Genomic DNA, 18,441 nt, shown 5'->3' on the forward strand with positions numbered 1-18,441 from the left:
CGGCGGACCGGTGTGCCGCCAACGTGGCCCGGCGGTGGCCCCGCCCGCTGCCGCCTCGCCGTGTGGCAGCGGTCCCGGCGACACGCACTGATCCCCAGGCAGCCAGGGGCACCGAGCCCGCGCACCGACCCCACGAGGAAAGCGGAACCCACGCACCCGCCAGCGCTCGGCGGAGCCGGACCCGTACCGGCCCTCGGCCGAGCCGGACCGGACGCGACCATGGCGGAAACCGTGCGCCCATGTCGGCGATGATCGTGACTCAGCCGTCGTCTGCGCGGCGCGCGGTGCGTCCGGATATCTGGACCCGGTCGATCGTGCCGGTGGCCGGATCGCGGTGGAACCGGCCACCGGGTTCGACATGCCCGGTGGCCGGATCGCGCAGATCGCAGGAGAGGTCGGCGTAGCAGACCAGGGGAAGGGGCAGGTCCCCGTCGACGGACAGGGCAGGTGCCCCGTCCGGTCCGGGCGCGACGCGGTAGGTCATGGTGCCGTTGCGGTAGGTGCCCGCGCAGTCGGGCAGGCCGACGGGGCGGCCCCGGTCCGCGGTGAGCACCTCGGCGGGTACCCGGATGCCGGTGAGCCGGGCCAGGTCCTCGGCGAGGTCGCGCCAGAGCGCGGTGGCGCCCCCGGCGTTGCCCGTGAAGGCCACCACGACCCCGCTTTCGGGGTCCGCCCGCAGGTGGCAGGAGGTGCCCTGGGCGTTGCCGTCGTGGCCGCACCACACCCGGCCGTCCCGCTGGTACAGGGCGAGTCCGGCGCCCCAGCCGTCGGCGAGCGTCCCCGGATCGGCGGCGGTGTCGGCCCGGCGCATCTCCTTGGCGACGGCGGGCGGCAGCAGGTCCGAGCGGCCGGCCAGCGCGCTGCCGAACGCGACCAGGTCCAGGGCGCTCGCGAGCAGCGCGCCGGCCGGTGCCTCCAGCGGTGCCAGGTTCTGCCGGGCGGCGACGGCCTGCCCGGTGGCGGTGTTGAGGGCGTGCCCCGCGGCCACTGGACGTACGGGCGCGGTGTCGCCGACGAACGCGGGCAGGATGCCGAGGGGTTCGAGAAGCAGCGCCCGGACCGCCTCGGGCCACGGCATGCCGGTGACGGTCTCCACGAGCCGTCCGGCGGCGACGTAACCGGCGTTGGAGTAGGAGAAGTCGCTCCCGGGCGTGAACAGCAGGTCGCGGGCGGTGCAGACGGCCGTCAGGTAGCGCGCGGGGGTGGTCGCGGCGGCGGTGTCGGAGTCGGGCCCCGTGGGCAGTCCACCGGTGTGGTTGAGGAGTTGACGGATCGTCACCTCGGGGGTGCCGGTCAGTTCGGCCAGGTGCTCGGCGGCCGGCTCGTCCAGGTCGAGGTCGCCGTCGTCGGCCAGGAGCATGACGAGCGCGGCGGTGAAGGGCTTGGTGAGCGATCCCAGCGGCACCGCGGTGTCCGCTGTGAAGGGGCTGCCGGTGGTGACGTCGGCGGTACCGGTGTGCACGGCGACGATGTCGCCGCCGGTGTCCAGGGCCAGTTGGGCGCCGGGCACCCGGTGGGTCCGGGCCAGGTCATCGAGGCGGTCTTGCAGCTCACGGCGCAAGAGAGCCGGGGCCTGTAAGGCGACCGGGGCGGTGGGGATGGCGTACGGCATGAGAAGGGGACTCCCGTTGAGTGGGTCTCATGTGCGGGTGTGCCGATCGAGCCCGGGAATGAGCGGTCCGGGCCGGCCGGGGGGCGCTGCGTGCGCCGGGACTACGGTCTGCCGACCTCTACGGGCAGATGTCTGACGCCGATGATGACGGCCGGGTTCTGGTAGACGATGTCCTCGTAGGAGGGGATCACCAGTTTGCGGAACCGTTCATGCAACATGTGAAGAGCGATCCGCGCTTCGAGCCGGGCCAGCGGCGCGCCGAAACAGAAGTGGATGCCGTGCCCGAAGGTCAAGTGGGGATTGGGGCTTCGGGTCACGTCGAGGGCATCGGGGGCGGTGAAGCGGGCCGGATCCCGGTTGGCGGCGCCGAGGTGGGCCATCAGCATCGTGTCGGCCGGGATCTCGTGACCGCCGAGGACCACGGGGCGGGTGACCCTGCGGCCCAGTTCGGGGAAGGGCGGCAGCCAGCGCAGGATTTCCTCGACGGCGGCCGGGACGCGCGTGGGGTCGGCGCGCAGGGCGGCATCCGTGTCGGGGTGACCGTCGAAGGTGACGATCGCGTTGCCCAACAGCGCGGTCGTGGTGATGTGCCCGGCGACCAGGAGCAGGGCCACGAAGCCGACCATCTCCTGGTCGCCGAGGCGGACACCGTCCACCTCGGCGGCTATGAGTCTGCTGGTGAGGTCGTCGCCGGGGTCGGCGCGGCGGGCGCGGATGTGCTCCAGCATGTAGCCGTTCATCTCGCGCACGGTGGGGGCGATGGCTTCCAGCGCCCGCTCCAGGTCGGCCATGTCGGGCGCCTCGCCGAGCTGGTCGCCGCCGAACAGGACGCTCGCCCACTCCTGGAAGAGCCGGTGCTCTTCCGCGGGGATGCCGAGGAGTTCGGCGATCACGATGATCGGCAGCGGGTAGGCCAGCGCGTCGACCAGGTCGAATCGGTCGCGGTCGGCCACGGCGTCGAGGAGCCGGGCGCAGACGGCCTCGATACGGGGTTCGAGTCCTTGGACGACGCGCGGAGTGAAGGCCTGGCTCACCAGGGCACGGAGCTTGCGGTGTTCCGGCGGGTCCATGCCGACGAAGTTGCCCTGGGTGAAGGTCTCGAAGTCGGACTGGGTGGGTGCGAGGGTGGAGAGTTCCGAGGAGTACGTCGCCGGGTCGGCGAGCACGGCGGAGACGGTCTCGTGGTCAAGCACCTGCCAGACGCGCTGGGTCTCGTCGTACCGCACCGGCCCGGTCTCGTGTAAGCCCCGCCAGCGGTCGGGTAACTCCTCCAAGAGGGGTCGCTCGCCGGTCGGTTGCTTGCTGATCACCTTGTCTCCCTTGCTAGCGGCTGGCGCGTGCGGGCACGGTGGGGTCACGCGCACAGAGGTGTGGTGGAGCGGGCCGGCCAGGGCGGGGCGGCCCCGGGCATGGCTGTGTCACTGTCGCCCGGATCCGAACGGGAACGGCACGCGCCCCGCGGGACCCTCGTACGGCGGGACAGTCGACCGGCGTCAGTCCGACACCGGGGTGGGCTCCCGGCCCTCAGTACATGCGGTGCAGGATGCCGCGGGGCCGCACGGCCGGCCACGGCCCCGCAGTCGGCCCAGTCGTGCGGCGCGCCAATCCGACATAACCCATCCCCCTCGGTGATACCTCCCGCGCACCGGATGCGCGGGACCCTCCCGGCTCCTGGACGGACGGCGGACCCCCCAGTCCCGGCCGTTCTAAACGGGTGTTCGAGTATGCGATCGCGGCGCGTGCCCTGCCATGACTGGCATGACGCACCCCCTCCGAACACCTTCGTTTCGATGGAACTCGGCCACAGTCTTCACGGCGAGTGACGCTCAAGCAACCCCCTGAGGTTGAACGGAGAGTGCTCCATCGGTGCTTTTGCGTCACCACTCGGCCACTTCGTCCAGCCAACCTCGCATCGAGGCCGGCCACCGAATGCCGCACCGCCGCGTGTGCCCCGGCACCTCATCCGCAAACCGGACTGTGCGGAAAAGAACGCGGCCAGTGCGCGGACAGACACGCCGGACGCGGCCGGACCGGACCGGACGCACTCCTCGCCGCGCCATCTGCTTTTCGGCCGGGACCTCTCCTGATCTGGAGTGATGATTTGGCCAGCGGAGGCTCAGGGTCCCGCCGACGGGGCGGTGGCGCAACACGCCGTGAGCACATCCGGCCCACGACCGAAGCACCCGGCTCGGCTACGCGCCACTCCCGCACCGCTCGCCCACCCCGCGGCCGGACGGAACCCCACCTCGCGTTCAACGCTCAGATTCGGCCAATTGGCGGTTGGTGGCCCTGGTGATGCGACCCGCGCACCGCTGGTCATGGCGTCATGTGCGAGCACCGCACACCACGGGCGGGGAAAGCGACCTCCATCTCCTCCTCCATCGCGCCGAAGAAGCGTCGCCCGTCGGACGACTGCCGTGATGTCGACCAGGTGTAGTCCCTGCACGGCTCCATGGCGGTGTGCAGGGCGTGGCGGCCGAGCCCCTGTCCCTGCCAGTGACTGGCGATGGCGATATTGACCACGTACCCGATGTGGCACGCGTGGCAGACCTGGTACTCGAGGCAGCCCACCAGGCGGCGGCCCGCGTCCAGGACGGACACGGTCTGCCGGCCCGCGGGCAGCGCGGCGAACACGCGCTCGAAGCTGACCTGGCCACTCACCGAAATCACCCCGCCTACGACACCCCGCGTGGTCCGGGCGGATGCCCTTGGCCATGCAAGTCGAAAAGCCTGGTGCGTGACCAAGAAGCCGCACAAGAGCACCCGAACGGTGCAACGACGCCGGGCCGACGGGCCGATGGACCGCGGTCAGTTCCGGTCAGTTCCAGTCACGTTCTTTGCACCGCGTCCGGCCGGGCGCCCGGCTCCGTGGCCCGCCGCCGGTCCAGGCGGGCCACCACCGGGCCGGCCGTGACACCGTGCAGCACGACCGAGACCAGCACCGTGAAGGTCACCACCGCCCACAACTCCCGTTCCGGGACCAGGAAGTCCTGCTGGCCCAGCGCGTAGGCGAGGTAGTACAGCGAACCGATGCCACGGATCCCGTAGCACGCCACCACCCAGCGCTCCTGGCCCCGCAGGCGGCCTCCCAGCAGCCCGGCCCACCCTGCCAGCGGCCGGACCACCAGCAGGAGCAGCACGGCGGTCGCAGCGCCCTGCCAGGTCAGCGGCGCCAGGCCGCCCAGCGCGATGAAGGCGCCCAGCAGGAACAGCAGCGTCGCGGTCAGCAGCCGCTCGACCTGTTCGACGAAATCGTGCAGCACGTTGTGGAAGCCGTGGGCGCGCTCGGCCGCTCTGACGGCGCAGGCGGTGGTGAACACGGCGAGGAAGCCGTAGCCTCCCGCGAGTTCGGTCGCCCCGTACGCCAGGAAGGTGGCGGCCAGCGCGACGAACCCTTCCCGGTACTCGGACAGCCGCAGCACGGAGGAGCGGGTACGGAAGAACAGCCAGGCCAGCAGCTTGCCGATCAGCAACCCGCACAGCACGCCGATGCCGCACTTGAGGACGACGTCCTGTGCCGCCCATGGGCCGGTCCACTCCGTCGACCAGCCACTGCCCGCGGCGGCGGCCAGCGCGACGGCCGCGTACGTGAGGGGGAAGGCGAGGCCGTCGTTGAGACCCGCTTCGCTGGTGAGGGCGAACCGCACCTCGTCCTCGTCGTGCTTGTCCTCGGTGGGCTCCCCCACCCGTATCTCCGAGGCGAGCACCGGGTCCGTGGGGGCGAGGACCGCCGCGAGCAGCAACGCGGCGGCCGGCGGCCAGTCCAGCAGCCACCACGCGAGCAGGGCCGTCGCCAGGACGGTCAGCGGCATCGTGACGCCGAGAAGACGCCAGGTCGAGGCCCACAGGCGTCGGCCCACGGGCCGGTTGAGCGCCAGTCCGGCGCCCATCAGGGCGATGATGACGCAGACCTCGGTGGCGTGCTCCGTCACGAGCCGCTGCTCCACCGGGTCCACCCTCGGCAACGGCAGGGGCAGCGCGTACACGATGATGCCGCTCACCATGAACACCACGGGCAAGGAGAGGGGCCGCCCGGCCACCACCCGCGGCAGCACCGCCGCGAGCAGCGCTCCCACCCCCAGCCACGCGAAGACCGCATCGGCAATGGTCACTGCGCTGAGTCCGTTCTGTTGGCGCTCCCCGGTCCCGGGGCGCTGACGTACGTCTGCCGGCCCCCGGGACGCCCGGCGGGACGAACCTGTTCCGCCGGGCGTTCCGGCAGGTAGCTTGGATAAGGAGTCCCCTCTGAGGGAGGCCGTCCCATGCCGTGGTTCGTCTGGCTGCTCACCGCCGCGGCGCTCGGTGCCGTGGAGTTCTTCACCCTGACACTCGTCTTCGGTCTGCTGGCGGGTGCCGCGCTGGTGGCCGCCGTGGTCGCCGGTGCGGGCGTCGGCATCCTCGGCCAGCTCGTGGCTCTCGCGGCGACCGGGGTAGCGGGCCTGGTGATCATCCGCCCGATCGCTCTGCGGCACATGGCGCAGCCACCCCTCACCCGCGAGGGGAGCGACGCGCTGATCGGCAAGCGGGCCGAGGTCCTACAGGAGGTCACCGCCACCCGCGGCCTGATCAAACTGTCCGGCGAGGAGTGGTCCGCCCGAGCCCTCGACGAAAGCCATGTGATCCCGGTGGGCGGGCTGGTGGACGTGATGGAGATCGAAGGCGCCACGGCCGTCGTCTACCCCCGTGATCTCCTTCCATGAACGGCTGAACTCCTAGCCCAGGAGGAAACGTGGAACCGGTACTCATCCTGATTCTCATGGCGGCGATCGTCGTCGTCTTCCTCGTAGCCTCCACCGTGCGAATCGTCCCGCAAGCGCGCCGCTACAACGTCGAGCGGTTCGGCCGGTTCCGCCGGACGTTGCAGCCCGGACTGAACTTCGTCCTGCCGGTGGCGGACCGCATCAACACCAAACTCGATGTGCGCGAGCAGGTGTACTCGTCCGAACCCAAGCCGGTGATCACCGAGGACAACCTGGTGGTGAACATCGACACCGTGCTCTATTACCAGGTCACCGACCCGCGGGCGGCGGCCTACGAGGTCGCCGACTACCTCCAGGCGATCGATCAACTGACCGTAACCACGCTGCGGAACGTCATCGGCAGCATGGACCTGGAGGGGACGCTCACCTCTCGGGAGGTGATCAACGCCCAGCTCCGTGCGGTCCTCGACGACGCCACCGGCAAGTGGGGCATCCGGGTCAACCGCGTCGAGATCAAGGCCATCGATCCGCCCCACACCATCAAAGAGGCCATGGAGAAGCAGATGCGGGCCGAGCGCGACAAGCGCGCGGCCATCCTGCACGCCGAAGGGGAGCGGCAGGCCAAGATCCTCACCGCCGAGGGCACGAAGCAGAAGGACATCCTCGAAGCGCAGGGCGCACAACAAGCCATGATCTTGCGGGCGGACGGTGAGGCGAAGGCGGTGGAGCGCGTCTTCCAGGCCGTCCACCGCAACAACGCCGACCCGAAGATCCTGGCGTACAAGTATCTCGAGACGCTCCCGCACCTGGCGAAGAGCGACAACAACACGTTCTGGGTGATCCCGGGAGAGCTGACCGAGGCGGTGCGCACCGTCACCGGCGCGTTCGGCGACCGCTCGGCGATGGGGCTGACCGACCACGCGCGGGCTGAGGCCACCACGGCCGGCACCGACTCGCTCGACGCCGCCGCGGCTGTCGACGAGGCCACGAAGCAGGCCGCCGCCGCGGTGAACGACGCCAAGGCCGAGGCCGAGGCGGCGAGTACGCCGACCGTGCCGAGTCGAGGGCTTACCTCCGGCGACTGAGAAGTTCCTGTCGTGGCTGATTCGGTCCCTATGCAGGCGGACGGCACGATCACGAGACTGATCCTCAGGAACCGGCCTGCATCAGCGGACAACGGAGGCAGATCCATGCCGTACCACGGTGGTTCGCGTGGCGAGGACGCGGCTCGTGACTACTACGAGACCAGCGACGTCGACACGTTCTACGCCTATGTCTGGGGCGGCGAGGACATCCACACCGGAATCTACGCACACGCCGGGGAGGCGGTCGCGGATGCCTCCCGCCGCACGGTGGAGCGCGTGGCCGACAAGGTGGCCGACCTCCTCACCCCCGAAGCCAGGGTGCTGGACATGGGATCCGGTTACGGCGGTCCGGCCCGCTACCTGGCCGCCACCTTCGGCTGCCCGGTCACCGCACTGAACATCAGCGAGACGCAGAACCGACACCACCGCACCGTCAACACCGAGCGGGGGCTGGACGGCCTCATCGACGTGGTCACGGAGTCGTTCCAGGACGTCCCCTTCGAGGACGGCCGCTTCGACGTCGTCTGGTCCCAGGAGGCCTTCTGTCACAGCCCGGACCGTGCGCGCACCCTGGCCGAGGCCGTGCGCGCCCTCAAGCCCGGGGGCGCCCTGGCCTTCACCGACCTGATGGCCGACGAGAGCGCCTCCGCCCAGGCGCTGCGCCCCGTCGTGTCCCGGCTGAGGGTGGACGGGCTGGCCACGCCGGACTTCTACCGCCGTTCGCTCCCCGGGCTCGGCATGTCACCTGTCGAATTCGACGATCTCAGCGACCAGGTGGGCAACCACTATGTGCGACTCATGGAGGAGACCCACCAGCGCGAACAGGAGTTGCGCACCGTCATCAGCTCCGACTACGTCGACACGCTCTTGAACAGTCTGTCCCTGTGGGTCGACGCCGCGCACCGGGGACAGCTGCGCTGGGGCATCTTTCACTGTCGTCGCCTCTGAGTCGTCGCTGACGCTGATTCGTCCCTGAGCCGTCTCTGCCCAGGACGGGTTCCAAAGTCTCTGTCCACATAGGTCCATCGGCCGATGACCGCCCCGGACACTGAAGTGATCATGAGGGCTGTCCGCTCGAACCGAGGAGGAGCCATGTGGGTGGAGCAGGTGGACTGGGTCGAGGTCCCAGCCGGATCTCTGCGTCGGGGAACGCCGGCCGACGAGGTGGCGGCAGTGGCCCGCCGCTATGCGGACACCGGGGTGCCGGTCGAGTGGTACCTGAAGGAAGCCCCGCGCGCGGAGGTCCACGTCCCGGCGTTCCGGATCGCCCGTACACCGGTCACGGTCGGCCAGTGGACGAGCTTCGCGACGGCCACCGGCCGGCCCGTCCCGCAGGCGCCGGCGGACCACCCGGTCATCGGGGTCTCCTGGGACGCGGCGACGGCCTACTGCCGGTGGCTGGGGGAACAGCTCGGCGGCCTTGCGGTACGGCTGCCCTCGGAGGACGAGTGGGAGCGCGCCGCGCGGGGCGACGACGGCCGGGAGTTCCCCTGGGGTGAGGAGTACCGCACCGGCCTGGCCAATCTGGTGGACCTCGGTATCGGCACCACGACGCCGGTCGGTTCGTTCCCCGAGGGCGCCAGCCCTTTCGGGGTGCTGGACATGGCGGGCAACGCCGACGAGTGGACCTCGACGCTCTACGCGCCCTACCCCGACGCGCCCGCCGGTGTGCCGGACGTCGAGGACTGGGCCTTCGACCGGCACGTCACCCGAGGCGGCGCGTTCCGCCACGACCGGGACCTGGCCCGGTGCGCCCGCCGGCACGGCGCCTACGAGCCGGATCTCGCGGCGATCGGCGTGGGTTTCCGCGTGGCGGCACCGGCCGCGTAGACCGGGCACCGTGGCGTCGACCGGCTCGTCCTGCGCGCGTTCACCGCCGCCGACACCGGCCACCTGCTCGCCCTGGACAACGACTCCGAGGTCATGCGCTTCATCAACGGTGGCCGCCCCGCCGACCGCGAGGCGATCGAGGGCTCCGAGCACGGTGAGGTGGAGTACGAACTCACCCGGGCCGAGTGGGAACGGATGACCCGATAGCGGCACCCGAGTAACCATTAACCCGCGTAGTTACCCCTTACGCAGCGGCTGCGGGAGCGGTGGCCCGGGGAGACGATGGTGGTCACGGTGCCGACGGTCGGGAGGAGCGGCTGGCCATGGACAAGGACCGGCGTCAGGCCGATATCGGTCCCGCGGAGGGTGCGGAGCTGAGTCGCTCACCACGGGGCGGGCTCCTGGACGTCCTGGGCGTGGCGGCCATCGTGCTGGACGCGGACGGGCGGATCGTGTTCTGGAATCCGCAGGCCGAGGCACTGACGGGCTACAGCGCCGGGGAGGCACTCGGCCGGTACGCCGCCCAGCTTCTGGTGGCGGACGAGCACGTGGACCTCGTGCTCCGGTTGTTCGCCGAGGTGATGGGCGGCGAGGGGAGCTGGGCGGGCACCTTTCCCGTGCGGCACAAGGACGGCCGGACGCGGCTGCTGGAGTTCCGCAACATGCGGCTGGAGGACGATCTCGGCGATCTGTACGCGCTGGGGCTCGCCACCGACCAGGCGGTCCTGCGGCGCGTGGAACGGGACCTGGCGTTGTCGGTGCGGCTCGTGGACCAGTCGCCGATCGGGCTGGCCGTCATGGACACCGAGCTGCGGTACGTGATGGTCAACCCGGCGCTCGAACGGATCAACGGCCTGCCCGCCGACGAGCACCTCGGCCGGCGCGTGGGCCAGGTGCTGCCGTTCCTGGACGCCGACAGCATCGAGTCCGCGATGCGCCAGGTCATGGTCACCGGGACGCCGCTGCTCGATCAGGAGACCGTCGCATGCGGCCCCGCCGACCCGGACACCGAGCATGCCTGGTCGGTGTCCTTCTACCGGCTGGAGGACCCCGGCGGGAAGGTGCTGGGGGTGGCGACCTCGGTGGTGGACGTCACCGACCGTTACCGGGCGGGCAAGGACGCGGACCGGGCCCGGCACCGGCTCGCCGTCGTCGCCGACGCCTCCGTGCGCATCGGGACGACCCTGGACCTGGAGCAGACCGCCCGGGAGCTGGCCGATGTCGCGGTACCCGAACTCGCCGACCTGGCCGCCGTGGACATCCTCGACTCCGCTCTGGCCGGCCACCGCACCCCCGTATCCGCGAGCGGACCGGCGGTGTTCAAGGCCCTGGCGGTCGCCGCCGCCTACCCCACCGACGCCGCCGCGGCGGCCGACCCTCCGGGCGAGGTGGCCCGCTACGACGCCGACCGTCTGGTGACCCGGTGTGTGAACACCAGCCGGCTGGTCATGGTGCCGCACGTCGACGAGGACGACCTGTCCCACATCGCCCGCGACCCCAGGGCCGCCGCTCTGCTGGCCCAGGCAGGGGTCCACTCCTATCTGGCCGTCCCCCTGATCGCCCGCGGCGAAGTCCTCGGCGCCCTGGATCTCGTGCGGGCCCGCAACCCCCTGGCCTTCACCGACGACGACGCCACCCTGGCCGGTGAACTGGCCGCCCGCGCCGCCGTGTGCATCGACAACGCCCGCTGGTACCAGCAGCAGCGCGATACCGCGCTCACCCTCCAGCGCAGCCTCCTGCCCCAGCCGCCGCCGCACCTGTTCGGCCTGGAGGTCGCCTCCCGCTACCAGCCCGCCAGCGCGGCCGTCGAAGTGGGCGGCGACTGGTACGACATCCTCCCCCTCAGCGGGGACCGCACCGCGCTCGTCGTCGGCGACGTCATGGGCAGCGGTATCAACGCCGCCACCACCATGGGACGGCTGCGCACCGCCACCCAGACACTCGCCGGGCTGGACCTGGCGCCCGCGGAGGTCCTGCGCAACCTGGACCGGATCACCGCTTCCCTGGCCCCCTACATCGCCACCTGCACCTACGCGCTCTACGACCCCCATCACGCGCAGTGCCACATCTCCACCGCCGGACACCTGCCCCCTGTCCGCATGCGGCCGGGGCACCCGCCCGAACTCCTCGACCTGCCGACCGGCGCCCCGCTGGGTGTCGGCGGAGTGCCCTTCCGGACGACCGCCGTCGACCTCGACCCCGGCGACCAGATCCTGCTGTACACCGACGGTCTGGTCGAGACCCGTGACGAGGACATCGACGCCCGCCTGAACGTCCTCCTCGCCCTCCTCGACGGCCCTCACCGCAGCCTCGAGTACACCTGCGACCACCTGCTGGCCGCGCTGCGGCATCCCGGCGGCCACGACGACGTGGCCCTCCTCATCGCCCGGGTCCGCCGATGAACGCACGATGGCCGCGCGTACATCCGTACGCGCGGCCATCGCCCTCGTAAAGGTGCCGGGCGTCGCTCAGACCGTCTTGCTGAGGCGGTCGGCGAGCAGGGCGGCGAAGCGTGCCGGGTCGGCCAGCTCGCCGCCTTCGGCGAGCAGGGCGGTGCCGTACAGCAGCTCGGCCGTCCCGCTCAGCTCCGGATCGTCGGGCCGCTTCTCATGAGCCGCCCTGACCGCGCTGACCAGCGGATGCTTCGGGTTCAGTTCGAGGATGCGCTTGACCGACGGAAGATCCTGGCCCATCGCCTTGTACATCTTCTCCAGGGCCGGCGTGAGGCCGTCGGTGTCGCTGACCAGGCACGCCGGTGAGCTGGTGAGCCGGGTCGTCAGACGCACCTCCTTGACGTCGTCGAGCGTGTCGTTGAGCCAGGTCAGCACGGCCGCGTAGGCCTCGGCCTGCTCCGGCGAGGGCTCCTCCTCCGAGGGCAGGTCCACCGCGCCGCGGGTGATGGACTGGAACTCCGTGCCCGCGTAGTCGTGGACCGCCTCGACCCAGATCTCGTCGACCCGGTCGGTGAGCAGCAGGACCTCGTACCCCTTGGCCCGGAACGCCTCCATGTGCGGGGAGTTCTCGATCTGTGCGCGGCTGTCGCCGGTCATGAAGTAGATCTTGTCCTGGCCCTCCGGCATCCGGGCGAGGTAGTCGGCCAGGGTGGTGGGCTCGTCGCCCGCGGTGGAGGCGAAGGAGGCGATGTCGAGGATCGCCTTGTGGTCCTCCGTCCCGTCGAGGAGCCCCTCCTTGACGGCGGGCCCGAACTCGCGCCAGAACGTGCGGTACTTCTCGGCGTCCTTGCTCATCAGGTCCTTGATGGACGCCAGGATCTTCTTCGCCAGCCGGCGGCGGATGAGCTGGATGTGCCGGTCCTGCTGGAGGATCTCGCGGGAGATGTTCAGCGACAGGTCGGCGGCGTCCACGACGCCCTTGACGAAGCGCAGGTGGTCGGGCAGGAGTTCGCGGCTGTCGTCCAGGATGAACACGCGCTTGACGTACAGCTGAAGGCCGTGGCGGGCGTCCCGCTGGTAGAGGTCGTGCGGGGCGCGCGAGGGCAGGAACAGCAGGGCCTCGTACTCGAAGGTGCCCTCGGCCCGCATCTGGATGATGTCGAGCGGGTCCGTCCAGTCGTGGCTGATGTGCCGGTAGAACTCCCGGTACTCCTCCTCGCTCACCTCGGAGCGCGGGCGGGCCCAGAGCGCCTTCATCGAGTTGAGGGTGCTCTCCCCCATCCGGACGGGGAAGGAGATGAAGTCCGAGTACCGCTTGACGATCTGCCGGATCTTCGCTTCGTCGGTGTAGTCGTAGAGCGCGTCCTCCTCGTCGGCGGGCCGCAGGTGCACGCGGATCGACGTGCCCACGGGCACGTCCTCGACGGTCTCGATCGTGTACGTGCCGTCGCCGTCCGACTCCCAGCGCACCCCCGTCGCCTCACCGGCCTTGCGGGTGAGCAGGGTGACCTTGTCGGCGACCATGAAGACGGAGTAGAAGCCGACGCCGAACTGGCCGATCAACTCGGCCGATTCCTTGTTCTCCTTGAGCCGGCGCAGCGTCTCGGCCGTGCCGGATCTGGCGATGGTGCCGATCAGCCCCACGACCTCGTCACGCGTCATGCCGATGCCGTTGTCCCGCACGGTCAGCGTGCGGGCCTCCTTGTCGGCCTCGATCTCGATGTGCGGGTCGTCCGTCTTGAGGCTGTCGTCCTTCAGGCCGGCCAGGCGCCGTTTGTCCAGGGCGTCGGAGGCGTTGGAGATGAGCTCGCGAAGGAAGATGTCCTTGTTCGAGTAGATCGAGTGGACCATCAGCTCCAGCAACTGCCGTGCCTCGGCCTGAAACTCCAGCGTCTCGGTACTCATGACTTCCCTTCTCGTCGGGTGGTCTGTGCGACGCCAACATTTTCCGACACCATCTTCCGCGATGGCGCGCGGGCCCGTCACATCCCCCGGGCTACATCCCCCCGGCTACCCGCAGCACCGCCCCCGTGGCGTACGAGGCGTCGTCGGACAGCAGCCACGCGACGGCGCCGGCGATCTCGTCCGGGTGGCCCGCACGCCGCATCGGGATGTTCTCGGCCACCTTGGCGGGCCGCTGCGGATCTTCGTGGAAGTCGGTCCACACCGTGCCGGGGGCCACGCAGTTGACCCGGATGCCGTCGGCGGCGACCTCCTTCGACAGGCCCACCGTCAAGGCGTCGACCGCGGCCTTCGCGGCGGCGTAGTGCACGTACTGCCCCGGGCTGCCGAGCGTCGCCGCGGCCGAGGAGACGTTGACGACGCAGCCGCCGCCGGACGCGGTCATCGCGCGGACGGCCTGGCGCGCGCAGAGCAGGTAGCCGAGCAGGTTGACCTCCAGGGCGGCCCGCATTCCGGCGGGGTCGGCGTCGGCGAGGCGCCCGTTGGGGCCGCTCACTCCCGCGTTGTTCACCAGGCCGGTGACCGGCCCGAGCGCGGCCGCGGCCTCGAAGAGCGCGGCGACGTCGTGTTCGTCGGCGGTGTCCACGGCGACGGCCAGGGCACGCCGGCCGGCCGACTCGACCTCGGCAGTGACGGCGCGGGCCGCCGCCTCGTCCGAGCGGTAGCCGACCACGACGTCGTGGCCCTCCACCGCGAGCCGGCGGCAGATCGCGGCACCGATGCCCCGGCTGCCACCCGTGACGACGGTGATCTTCTGGTGTCCTCGCATGTCTGTCCTTTGATCGTTCTGTGATCGGTCTGCGATCGGCCTGATGGGGCCGGGCCCGTCAGTGGCCGTGCGCAGCCGTCCGAGCGTAGTTACCGCACATCAGGCCCGGTCCTGCTGGTGGTGAGTGCCGAGAGGCCGAGGGCGATGAGCGCGAGCACCTCGAACGCGGCCGCGGTCGCGGTGAGTGCCGTCAGGGAGCCTCCTGCCAGGGCGAGCCCGCCCACGGCGCCACCGATCGCCAGACCCAGATAGGACGAGGATCCGTTGAGGGAGAGGGCCACCGTGGGTTCGGGGATGTCCAGGCTCGCGATGCGGTGGTTCTGCGCGGTGGGCAGGGCCCACGAGGCGACACTGATCACCGCGAGCAGCACGCCGAACACGCTCAGGGCGGCCCATCGGGCCTGCGGCTGTCCGAGGCTCAGGAGGACCATGGCGCACAGCCCGGCGAGGAGCACCGCCACCGCCGTGGTGTACGCGCGCTGCCCGCCCCACGCGTCCGAGGCGCGGCCGCCCGCCGTGCTGCCGGCCATGGCGGCGACGCCCCACACCAGCAGGAACGCGCTCACGCCGGCCGCGCCGACGCCGGTGAGACCCATCGCGAGGGGCGCGATGTAGATGAAGAGGACGAACTCGCCCGCGCAGGCGAGCGTGTTGGTCACCAGCGCGGAGAGCACCTGCGGGTGCGTCGCCGCCTTCAGCCGCTGTACGAGCGTCACCCCGGCCGGCGACGGCACGCGCGGCAGCCCGGGGACCAGGGCGAGTGCGGCCGCGGCCGACAGGACGGCGACCAGGACGAGCGTCATGCGCCAGTGCCCGACCGCGCCCACCAGTGTGCCGAGCGGAATGCCCAGGGCGGTCGCGGCGGACATGCCTCCGGCGACCGTGGCGATGGCCCTCCCCCGCCGCTCGGGCGAGCTGATGCCCACCGCGACCACCATGGCGCAGGGCAGGTAGAGCCCCGCCCCGAGAGCGGCCACGACCCTCGATGCCATCAACATCGGGTACGTGGGGGCCACGGCGCCAAGGAGGTTGGCGGCGACGAAGATCCACAGTGCGGCGAGCAGGAGCCGCTTGCGGTCGAACCTGGCGGTGAGCGCGGCGAGCACCGGTGCCGAGACCGCGTACAACAGGGCGAAGACGCTGATCAGCTGGCCGGCGGCGGCGGTGGAGACGTGGAGGTCGGCCACGATGTGGTCGAGCAGCCCGCTGATGATGAGGCTGTCGGTGCCGATGCTGAACGCGCCGAGCGCGAGGGTGAGCAGGAGGAATCTGTTGGCGCGGGCCGTCCGGCGGCCGGGGTCGTCGACGGTCTGTGTGCCGGTCATGACCGGGTCTCCCCTTGGCCGCGGTCGGCGGTCGCCTGCGGGAACCGGCTCAGGTAGGCGCTATTGCGGCCGTCGACGAGGTCGAGCAGTTCGCCGAGCCGCCGCAGGGCGTCGGCGTCCGGCGTCCAGGCCCAGGTCTCCCGGGGTTCCACCACCGCTCCCCTGCGGGTCTTGGCCTCGAATCCTTCGAAGCCCAGGCGCACCCCGTCGAGCCGATGGGCGATGGCGGTGCGAACGGGGTGGTAGAAGGCCGCCCAGGGGTAGGCGGCACCGCGGTCCTCGACGGCGTAGTCGCAGCCGTAGGTCATGAAGACGACGCTTTTGCGGCCCAGCAGGTGCATGGCGCAGGCGACGGTCTCGCCGTCGCGCCGGACGACGGGGACGCGGACCGCGTCGGGCAGCCGGTCGGCCAGCGTGATCCTGGCGAGGCGTATCGCCTCCGCGTCGGCGATGCCGCCGTGCTTGACGAGCGTGTTGGCCTCCAGCTCGGCGACGCGCGCCGCGTGCTGGGCGAGGTCGGCCTCCCCGGAGGTCAAGTGGTCCGATGCGGCGAGGCTCTGCTCCTCCGTGCGGTACAGACGGCGGCGTCGGCTGGGCAGCGCCGCCACATACTCCTCGTAGCTGTCAAAGCCCGCGGTCTCGATCCGCGAGGCGCCCGTCAGCGTCCCCCGGCGGAATCCGGCCGCGGTGAGGGTGGCGCGCAGCACCGTGTCCGCGGGGCTGACGTAGGGGAAGACGACGGCGCCCGCGCCCTTGTCGGCCGCGGTGGACTGGGCGGCGCGCACCAACCGCGCGGCGAGGTCGGCCTGTTGGACTTCGTCGGCTTCGGGGGCGTACAGCAGCTCGCTGCGGTCGAACTCCCGGATCACGAGGCACGGGCCGACGCGCCGGGTCAGCTCCTGCCACAACGGCAGGCGCGAGTCGGACCCGGTGCCGCGGACGAGCGCGCTCCGGGCGCGGCGCAGGGCCTTGCCGGTCTGCTCGCTGTCGTTGTCGTCCAGGCGCAGGACGGCCTCACTGCCTAGGAACTTCCAGGGGTCACTGGTCAGTCCGCTTTCCGGTACCGCCACGACGCCTCTGAGGGCCGCCGTGAGCCGGCCCGCCGAGCGGACGGTGAGCAGCAGGCTCTCGCCGGGCTCGAGGTACTCCCGGAACTGTAGGAAGCCTCGTGCGGAGTCGATGTCCGAAGCGCGGGTGAACGCGTCCCACTCGGGTGAGGGGATGTCGTCCACCGTGCGAAGAGTGTCCGTTACGAGCACTGGATGGTCCTCTGTCTTCCGGTCTGCGCCGTGCTGCCGGGGCGGCCGTCGTGTGCGGGCGAAGGGGTGACCGGCGGGACGGCCGCCCCGCCGGTCACCCCGGACCCCGTCAGATGTCGCCGTTCGACTGCTCGATGAACTGTGCGGACCACTTGCGCTTCGCCCGCAGGCTCAGCTTGTTGACCGCGTCGGGGACGAGACCCATGGGACGGCGGATGTCGATGATCAGCATCACGCGCTGGCCGTCGCTCTCGTTGTAGACCTCGTGCTCGAACGTGTCATCGATGAGGATGGCCTCGCCCTCCTTCCACGTGTGCATTTCCTTGTCCACGCGCAGCCGGGGCGGGTTGTTCTCCGGGACGGTCAGCGGCAGGTGGTAGCGCAGGATGCCGGCGTACGGGCCCTCGTGTGCCTTGAGCGTCACGCCGGGCTCCAGGATCGCGATGATCGCGTTGACCACCGACGGGGTCCGCTCCGCGAAGTCGACGAACGTGGGGCAGTCCCGGTAGGCGTTGGGGTTGGTCTCGCCGAGCATGTACGCGTAGTAGAGGCGCCACTCCTCGGAGACCTCGGCGGCACGCAGCGGGTCGATGTCGCCGTACGCGCGGACGTTGCGCGTCTCGACGAGACGGGTGACCTCGGCCTTGATCTGGTCGAACTGGAAGTCGAGCTTGCGCGCTTCCGGGAAGAGCGCGTACGGGGACATGATGCGGAAGCGGCTCTTGCCGCCGCTGTTCCGCAGGAAGTAGTTGTTGACGGCCTTGCGGACGCCGGGCTGGTTGATGCTCAGGGAGCCCTTCATCGGCTTCTCCTCATGGTCGGGCGCGTGGGGGCGGGCGCGTGGGGACGGGATTGGTCAGGGGCGGCACGTGGCGTAGAGGAAGCCGGGGTGGATCTCCTCGACCTCGCACGTCCAGCCAAGGGCGCTCAGCCGCCGCTCCAGCTCGGCCGGCTCGCGGAAGACCTTGACGATGCGGAAGGTGCGGCCGTCCTCCAGAGAGCGCTGGACGGCCACCTCCGGCGCCTCGGCGTCCAGTTGCTCCAAGTCGCGCGCCTCACCGGTCACGTCGACGAACTCGACGACGCCGTCGGGGCGGACCGCCTGGCGGACCGCGCCCCAGAACGCGTCGAAGTTCTCGTCGGGGACGTGGGCGAGCCAGTGGGCGAAGAAGACTCCGTCCCACTGCCGTTCGGGCGTCCAGTCGAAGAGGTCCTGCTGGTGGAACTCCGCGTTGGCCAGGCCGTGCCGCCGGGCCTCCTCGATCATTTCCGGCGAACCGTCGAGGCACGTGACCGTGTCGGCCACCTCGGCGAGGTGACGCGTCCAGTAGCCGGTTCCGCTGGCGAGTTCGAGGACCTCGCCGTGCAGGTTGCCCGAGCGCAGGCGTGCCATGGCGGCGGGCAGGCCCGGGTCCATGTACGGCACGAACGTGGTGTCGTACTCCGCCGCGCGGGCGCGGTAGTAGCCGAGCTGGCTGTCGATGAGGGTTCGGGAATCCACTTGTC

At 70.9% G+C, this 18,441-nt stretch carries 15 protein-coding genes; 5 read left to right on the forward strand and 10 right to left on the reverse strand.

Annotated elements, in window-relative coordinates:
* Positions 1–259 precede the first annotated feature (259 nt).
* From CP975_RS03010 to CP975_RS03025, 4 genes are all read right to left on the reverse strand, one after another.
* A complete protein-coding gene (locus CP975_RS03010; RefSeq protein ID WP_055528952.1) occupies positions 260–1,612 on the reverse strand; it encodes a serine hydrolase domain-containing protein in 1,353 nt (450 codons plus the stop codon).
* 101 nt (positions 1,613–1,713) lie between these two features.
* On the reverse strand, positions 1,714–2,922 hold the full coding sequence (locus CP975_RS03015; RefSeq protein ID WP_055528954.1) for a cytochrome P450: 1,209 nt from the start codon (positions 2,920–2,922) through the stop codon (positions 1,714–1,716).
* A 1,006-nt stretch (positions 2,923–3,928) separates the two neighbouring features.
* Positions 3,929–4,273, reverse strand: a complete 345-nt coding sequence (locus tag CP975_RS03020) for a GNAT family N-acetyltransferase (protein ID WP_055528956.1) — start codon at positions 4,271–4,273, stop codon at positions 3,929–3,931.
* A 167-nt stretch (positions 4,274–4,440) separates the two neighbouring features.
* On the reverse strand, positions 4,441–5,724 hold the full coding sequence (locus CP975_RS03025; RefSeq protein ID WP_055528958.1) for a cation:proton antiporter: 1,284 nt from the start codon (positions 5,722–5,724) through the stop codon (positions 4,441–4,443).
* Between the two features lie 150 nt (positions 5,725–5,874).
* Here CP975_RS03025 and CP975_RS03030 point away from each other — a divergent pair, with 150 nt between their 5' ends.
* The 5 genes from CP975_RS03030 (at position 5,875) to CP975_RS03050 (ending at position 11,629) form a co-directional block, all read left to right on the forward strand.
* Positions 5,875–6,312, forward strand: coding sequence for an NfeD family protein (locus tag CP975_RS03030; RefSeq protein WP_055528960.1), 438 nt, complete (start codon positions 5,875–5,877; stop codon positions 6,310–6,312).
* A 29-nt stretch (positions 6,313–6,341) separates the two neighbouring features.
* Positions 6,342–7,397 (forward strand): SPFH domain-containing protein, encoded by a 1,056-nt coding sequence (locus CP975_RS03035; protein WP_055528962.1) that lies wholly within the window; start codon positions 6,342–6,344, stop codon positions 7,395–7,397.
* A 105-nt stretch (positions 7,398–7,502) separates the two neighbouring features.
* On the forward strand, positions 7,503–8,345 hold the full coding sequence (locus tag CP975_RS03040) for an SAM-dependent methyltransferase (protein ID WP_055528963.1): 843 nt from the start codon (positions 7,503–7,505) through the stop codon (positions 8,343–8,345).
* Positions 8,346–8,489: 144 nt separating this feature from the next.
* Entirely contained in the window at positions 8,490–9,227 is a 738-nt protein-coding gene (locus CP975_RS03045) for a formylglycine-generating enzyme family protein (protein WP_055528965.1), read from the forward strand.
* A 323-nt stretch (positions 9,228–9,550) separates the two neighbouring features.
* The gene (locus tag CP975_RS03050) at positions 9,551–11,629 is read left to right on the forward strand and encodes a SpoIIE family protein phosphatase (RefSeq protein WP_055528967.1); all 2,079 of its coding nucleotides are present in this window, start codon (positions 9,551–9,553) and stop codon (positions 11,627–11,629) included.
* 66 nt (positions 11,630–11,695) lie between these two features.
* On the opposite strand, the gene htpG is transcribed toward CP975_RS03050, so the two are convergent.
* The 6 genes from htpG to CP975_RS03080 all read right to left on the reverse strand — a co-directional run bounded on the left by htpG (position 11,696) and on the right by CP975_RS03080 (position 18,436).
* The gene (htpG, locus tag CP975_RS03055; protein ID WP_055528969.1) at positions 11,696–13,525 is read right to left on the reverse strand and encodes a molecular chaperone HtpG; all 1,830 of its coding nucleotides are present in this window, start codon (positions 13,523–13,525) and stop codon (positions 11,696–11,698) included.
* A gap of 91 nt (positions 13,526–13,616) precedes the next feature.
* Positions 13,617–14,351, reverse strand: a complete 735-nt coding sequence (locus CP975_RS03060) for an SDR family NAD(P)-dependent oxidoreductase (protein WP_055528971.1) — start codon at positions 14,349–14,351, stop codon at positions 13,617–13,619.
* 89 nt (positions 14,352–14,440) lie between these two features.
* Positions 14,441–15,676 (reverse strand): MFS transporter, encoded by a 1,236-nt coding sequence (locus tag CP975_RS03065; protein WP_055528973.1) that lies wholly within the window; start codon positions 15,674–15,676, stop codon positions 14,441–14,443.
* Complete coding sequence (locus tag CP975_RS03070) at positions 15,673–16,935, reverse strand: GNAT family N-acetyltransferase (RefSeq protein WP_150476552.1); 1,263 nt, start codon at positions 16,933–16,935, stop codon at positions 15,673–15,675. Before CP975_RS03070 ends, CP975_RS03065 begins: the two co-directional genes overlap by 4 nt.
* A gap of 109 nt (positions 16,936–17,044) precedes the next feature.
* Positions 17,045–17,737, reverse strand: a complete 693-nt coding sequence (locus CP975_RS03075; protein ID WP_055528977.1) for an aspartyl/asparaginyl beta-hydroxylase domain-containing protein — start codon at positions 17,735–17,737, stop codon at positions 17,045–17,047.
* 54 nt (positions 17,738–17,791) lie between these two features.
* Positions 17,792–18,436, reverse strand: coding sequence for a class I SAM-dependent methyltransferase (locus tag CP975_RS03080; protein WP_055528979.1), 645 nt, complete (start codon positions 18,434–18,436; stop codon positions 17,792–17,794).
* Positions 18,437–18,441 lie beyond the last annotated feature (5 nt).

This window comes from Streptomyces alboniger (genome assembly GCF_008704395.1).
Classification (GTDB): Bacteria; Actinomycetota; Actinomycetes; order Streptomycetales; family Streptomycetaceae; genus Streptomyces; species Streptomyces alboniger.

What these genes read in the sequence shown, in the direction of transcription:
- CP975_RS03010 (WP_055528952.1), bottom strand. Translation starts at nt 1,612, where the DNA reads ATGCCGTACGCCATCCCCACCGCCCCGGTCGCCTTACAGGCCCCGGCT.
- CP975_RS03030 (WP_055528960.1), top strand. Translation starts at nt 5,875, where the DNA reads ATGCCGTGGTTCGTCTGGCTGCTCACCGCCGCGGCGCTCGGTGCCGTG.
- CP975_RS03040 (WP_055528963.1), top strand. Translation starts at nt 7,503, where the DNA reads ATGCCGTACCACGGTGGTTCGCGTGGCGAGGACGCGGCTCGTGACTAC.
- CP975_RS03045 (WP_055528965.1), top strand. Translation starts at nt 8,490, where the DNA reads ATGTGGGTGGAGCAGGTGGACTGGGTCGAGGTCCCAGCCGGATCTCTG.
- CP975_RS03050 (WP_055528967.1), top strand. Translation starts at nt 9,551, where the DNA reads ATGGACAAGGACCGGCGTCAGGCCGATATCGGTCCCGCGGAGGGTGCG.
- htpG (WP_055528969.1), bottom strand. Translation starts at nt 13,525, where the DNA reads ATGAGTACCGAGACGCTGGAGTTTCAGGCCGAGGCACGGCAGTTGCTG.
- CP975_RS03060 (WP_055528971.1), bottom strand. Translation starts at nt 14,351, where the DNA reads ATGCGAGGACACCAGAAGATCACCGTCGTCACGGGTGGCAGCCGGGGC.
- CP975_RS03065 (WP_055528973.1), bottom strand. Translation starts at nt 15,676, where the DNA reads ATGACCGGCACACAGACCGTCGACGACCCCGGCCGCCGGACGGCCCGC.
- CP975_RS03075 (WP_055528977.1), bottom strand. Translation starts at nt 17,737, where the DNA reads ATGAAGGGCTCCCTGAGCATCAACCAGCCCGGCGTCCGCAAGGCCGTC.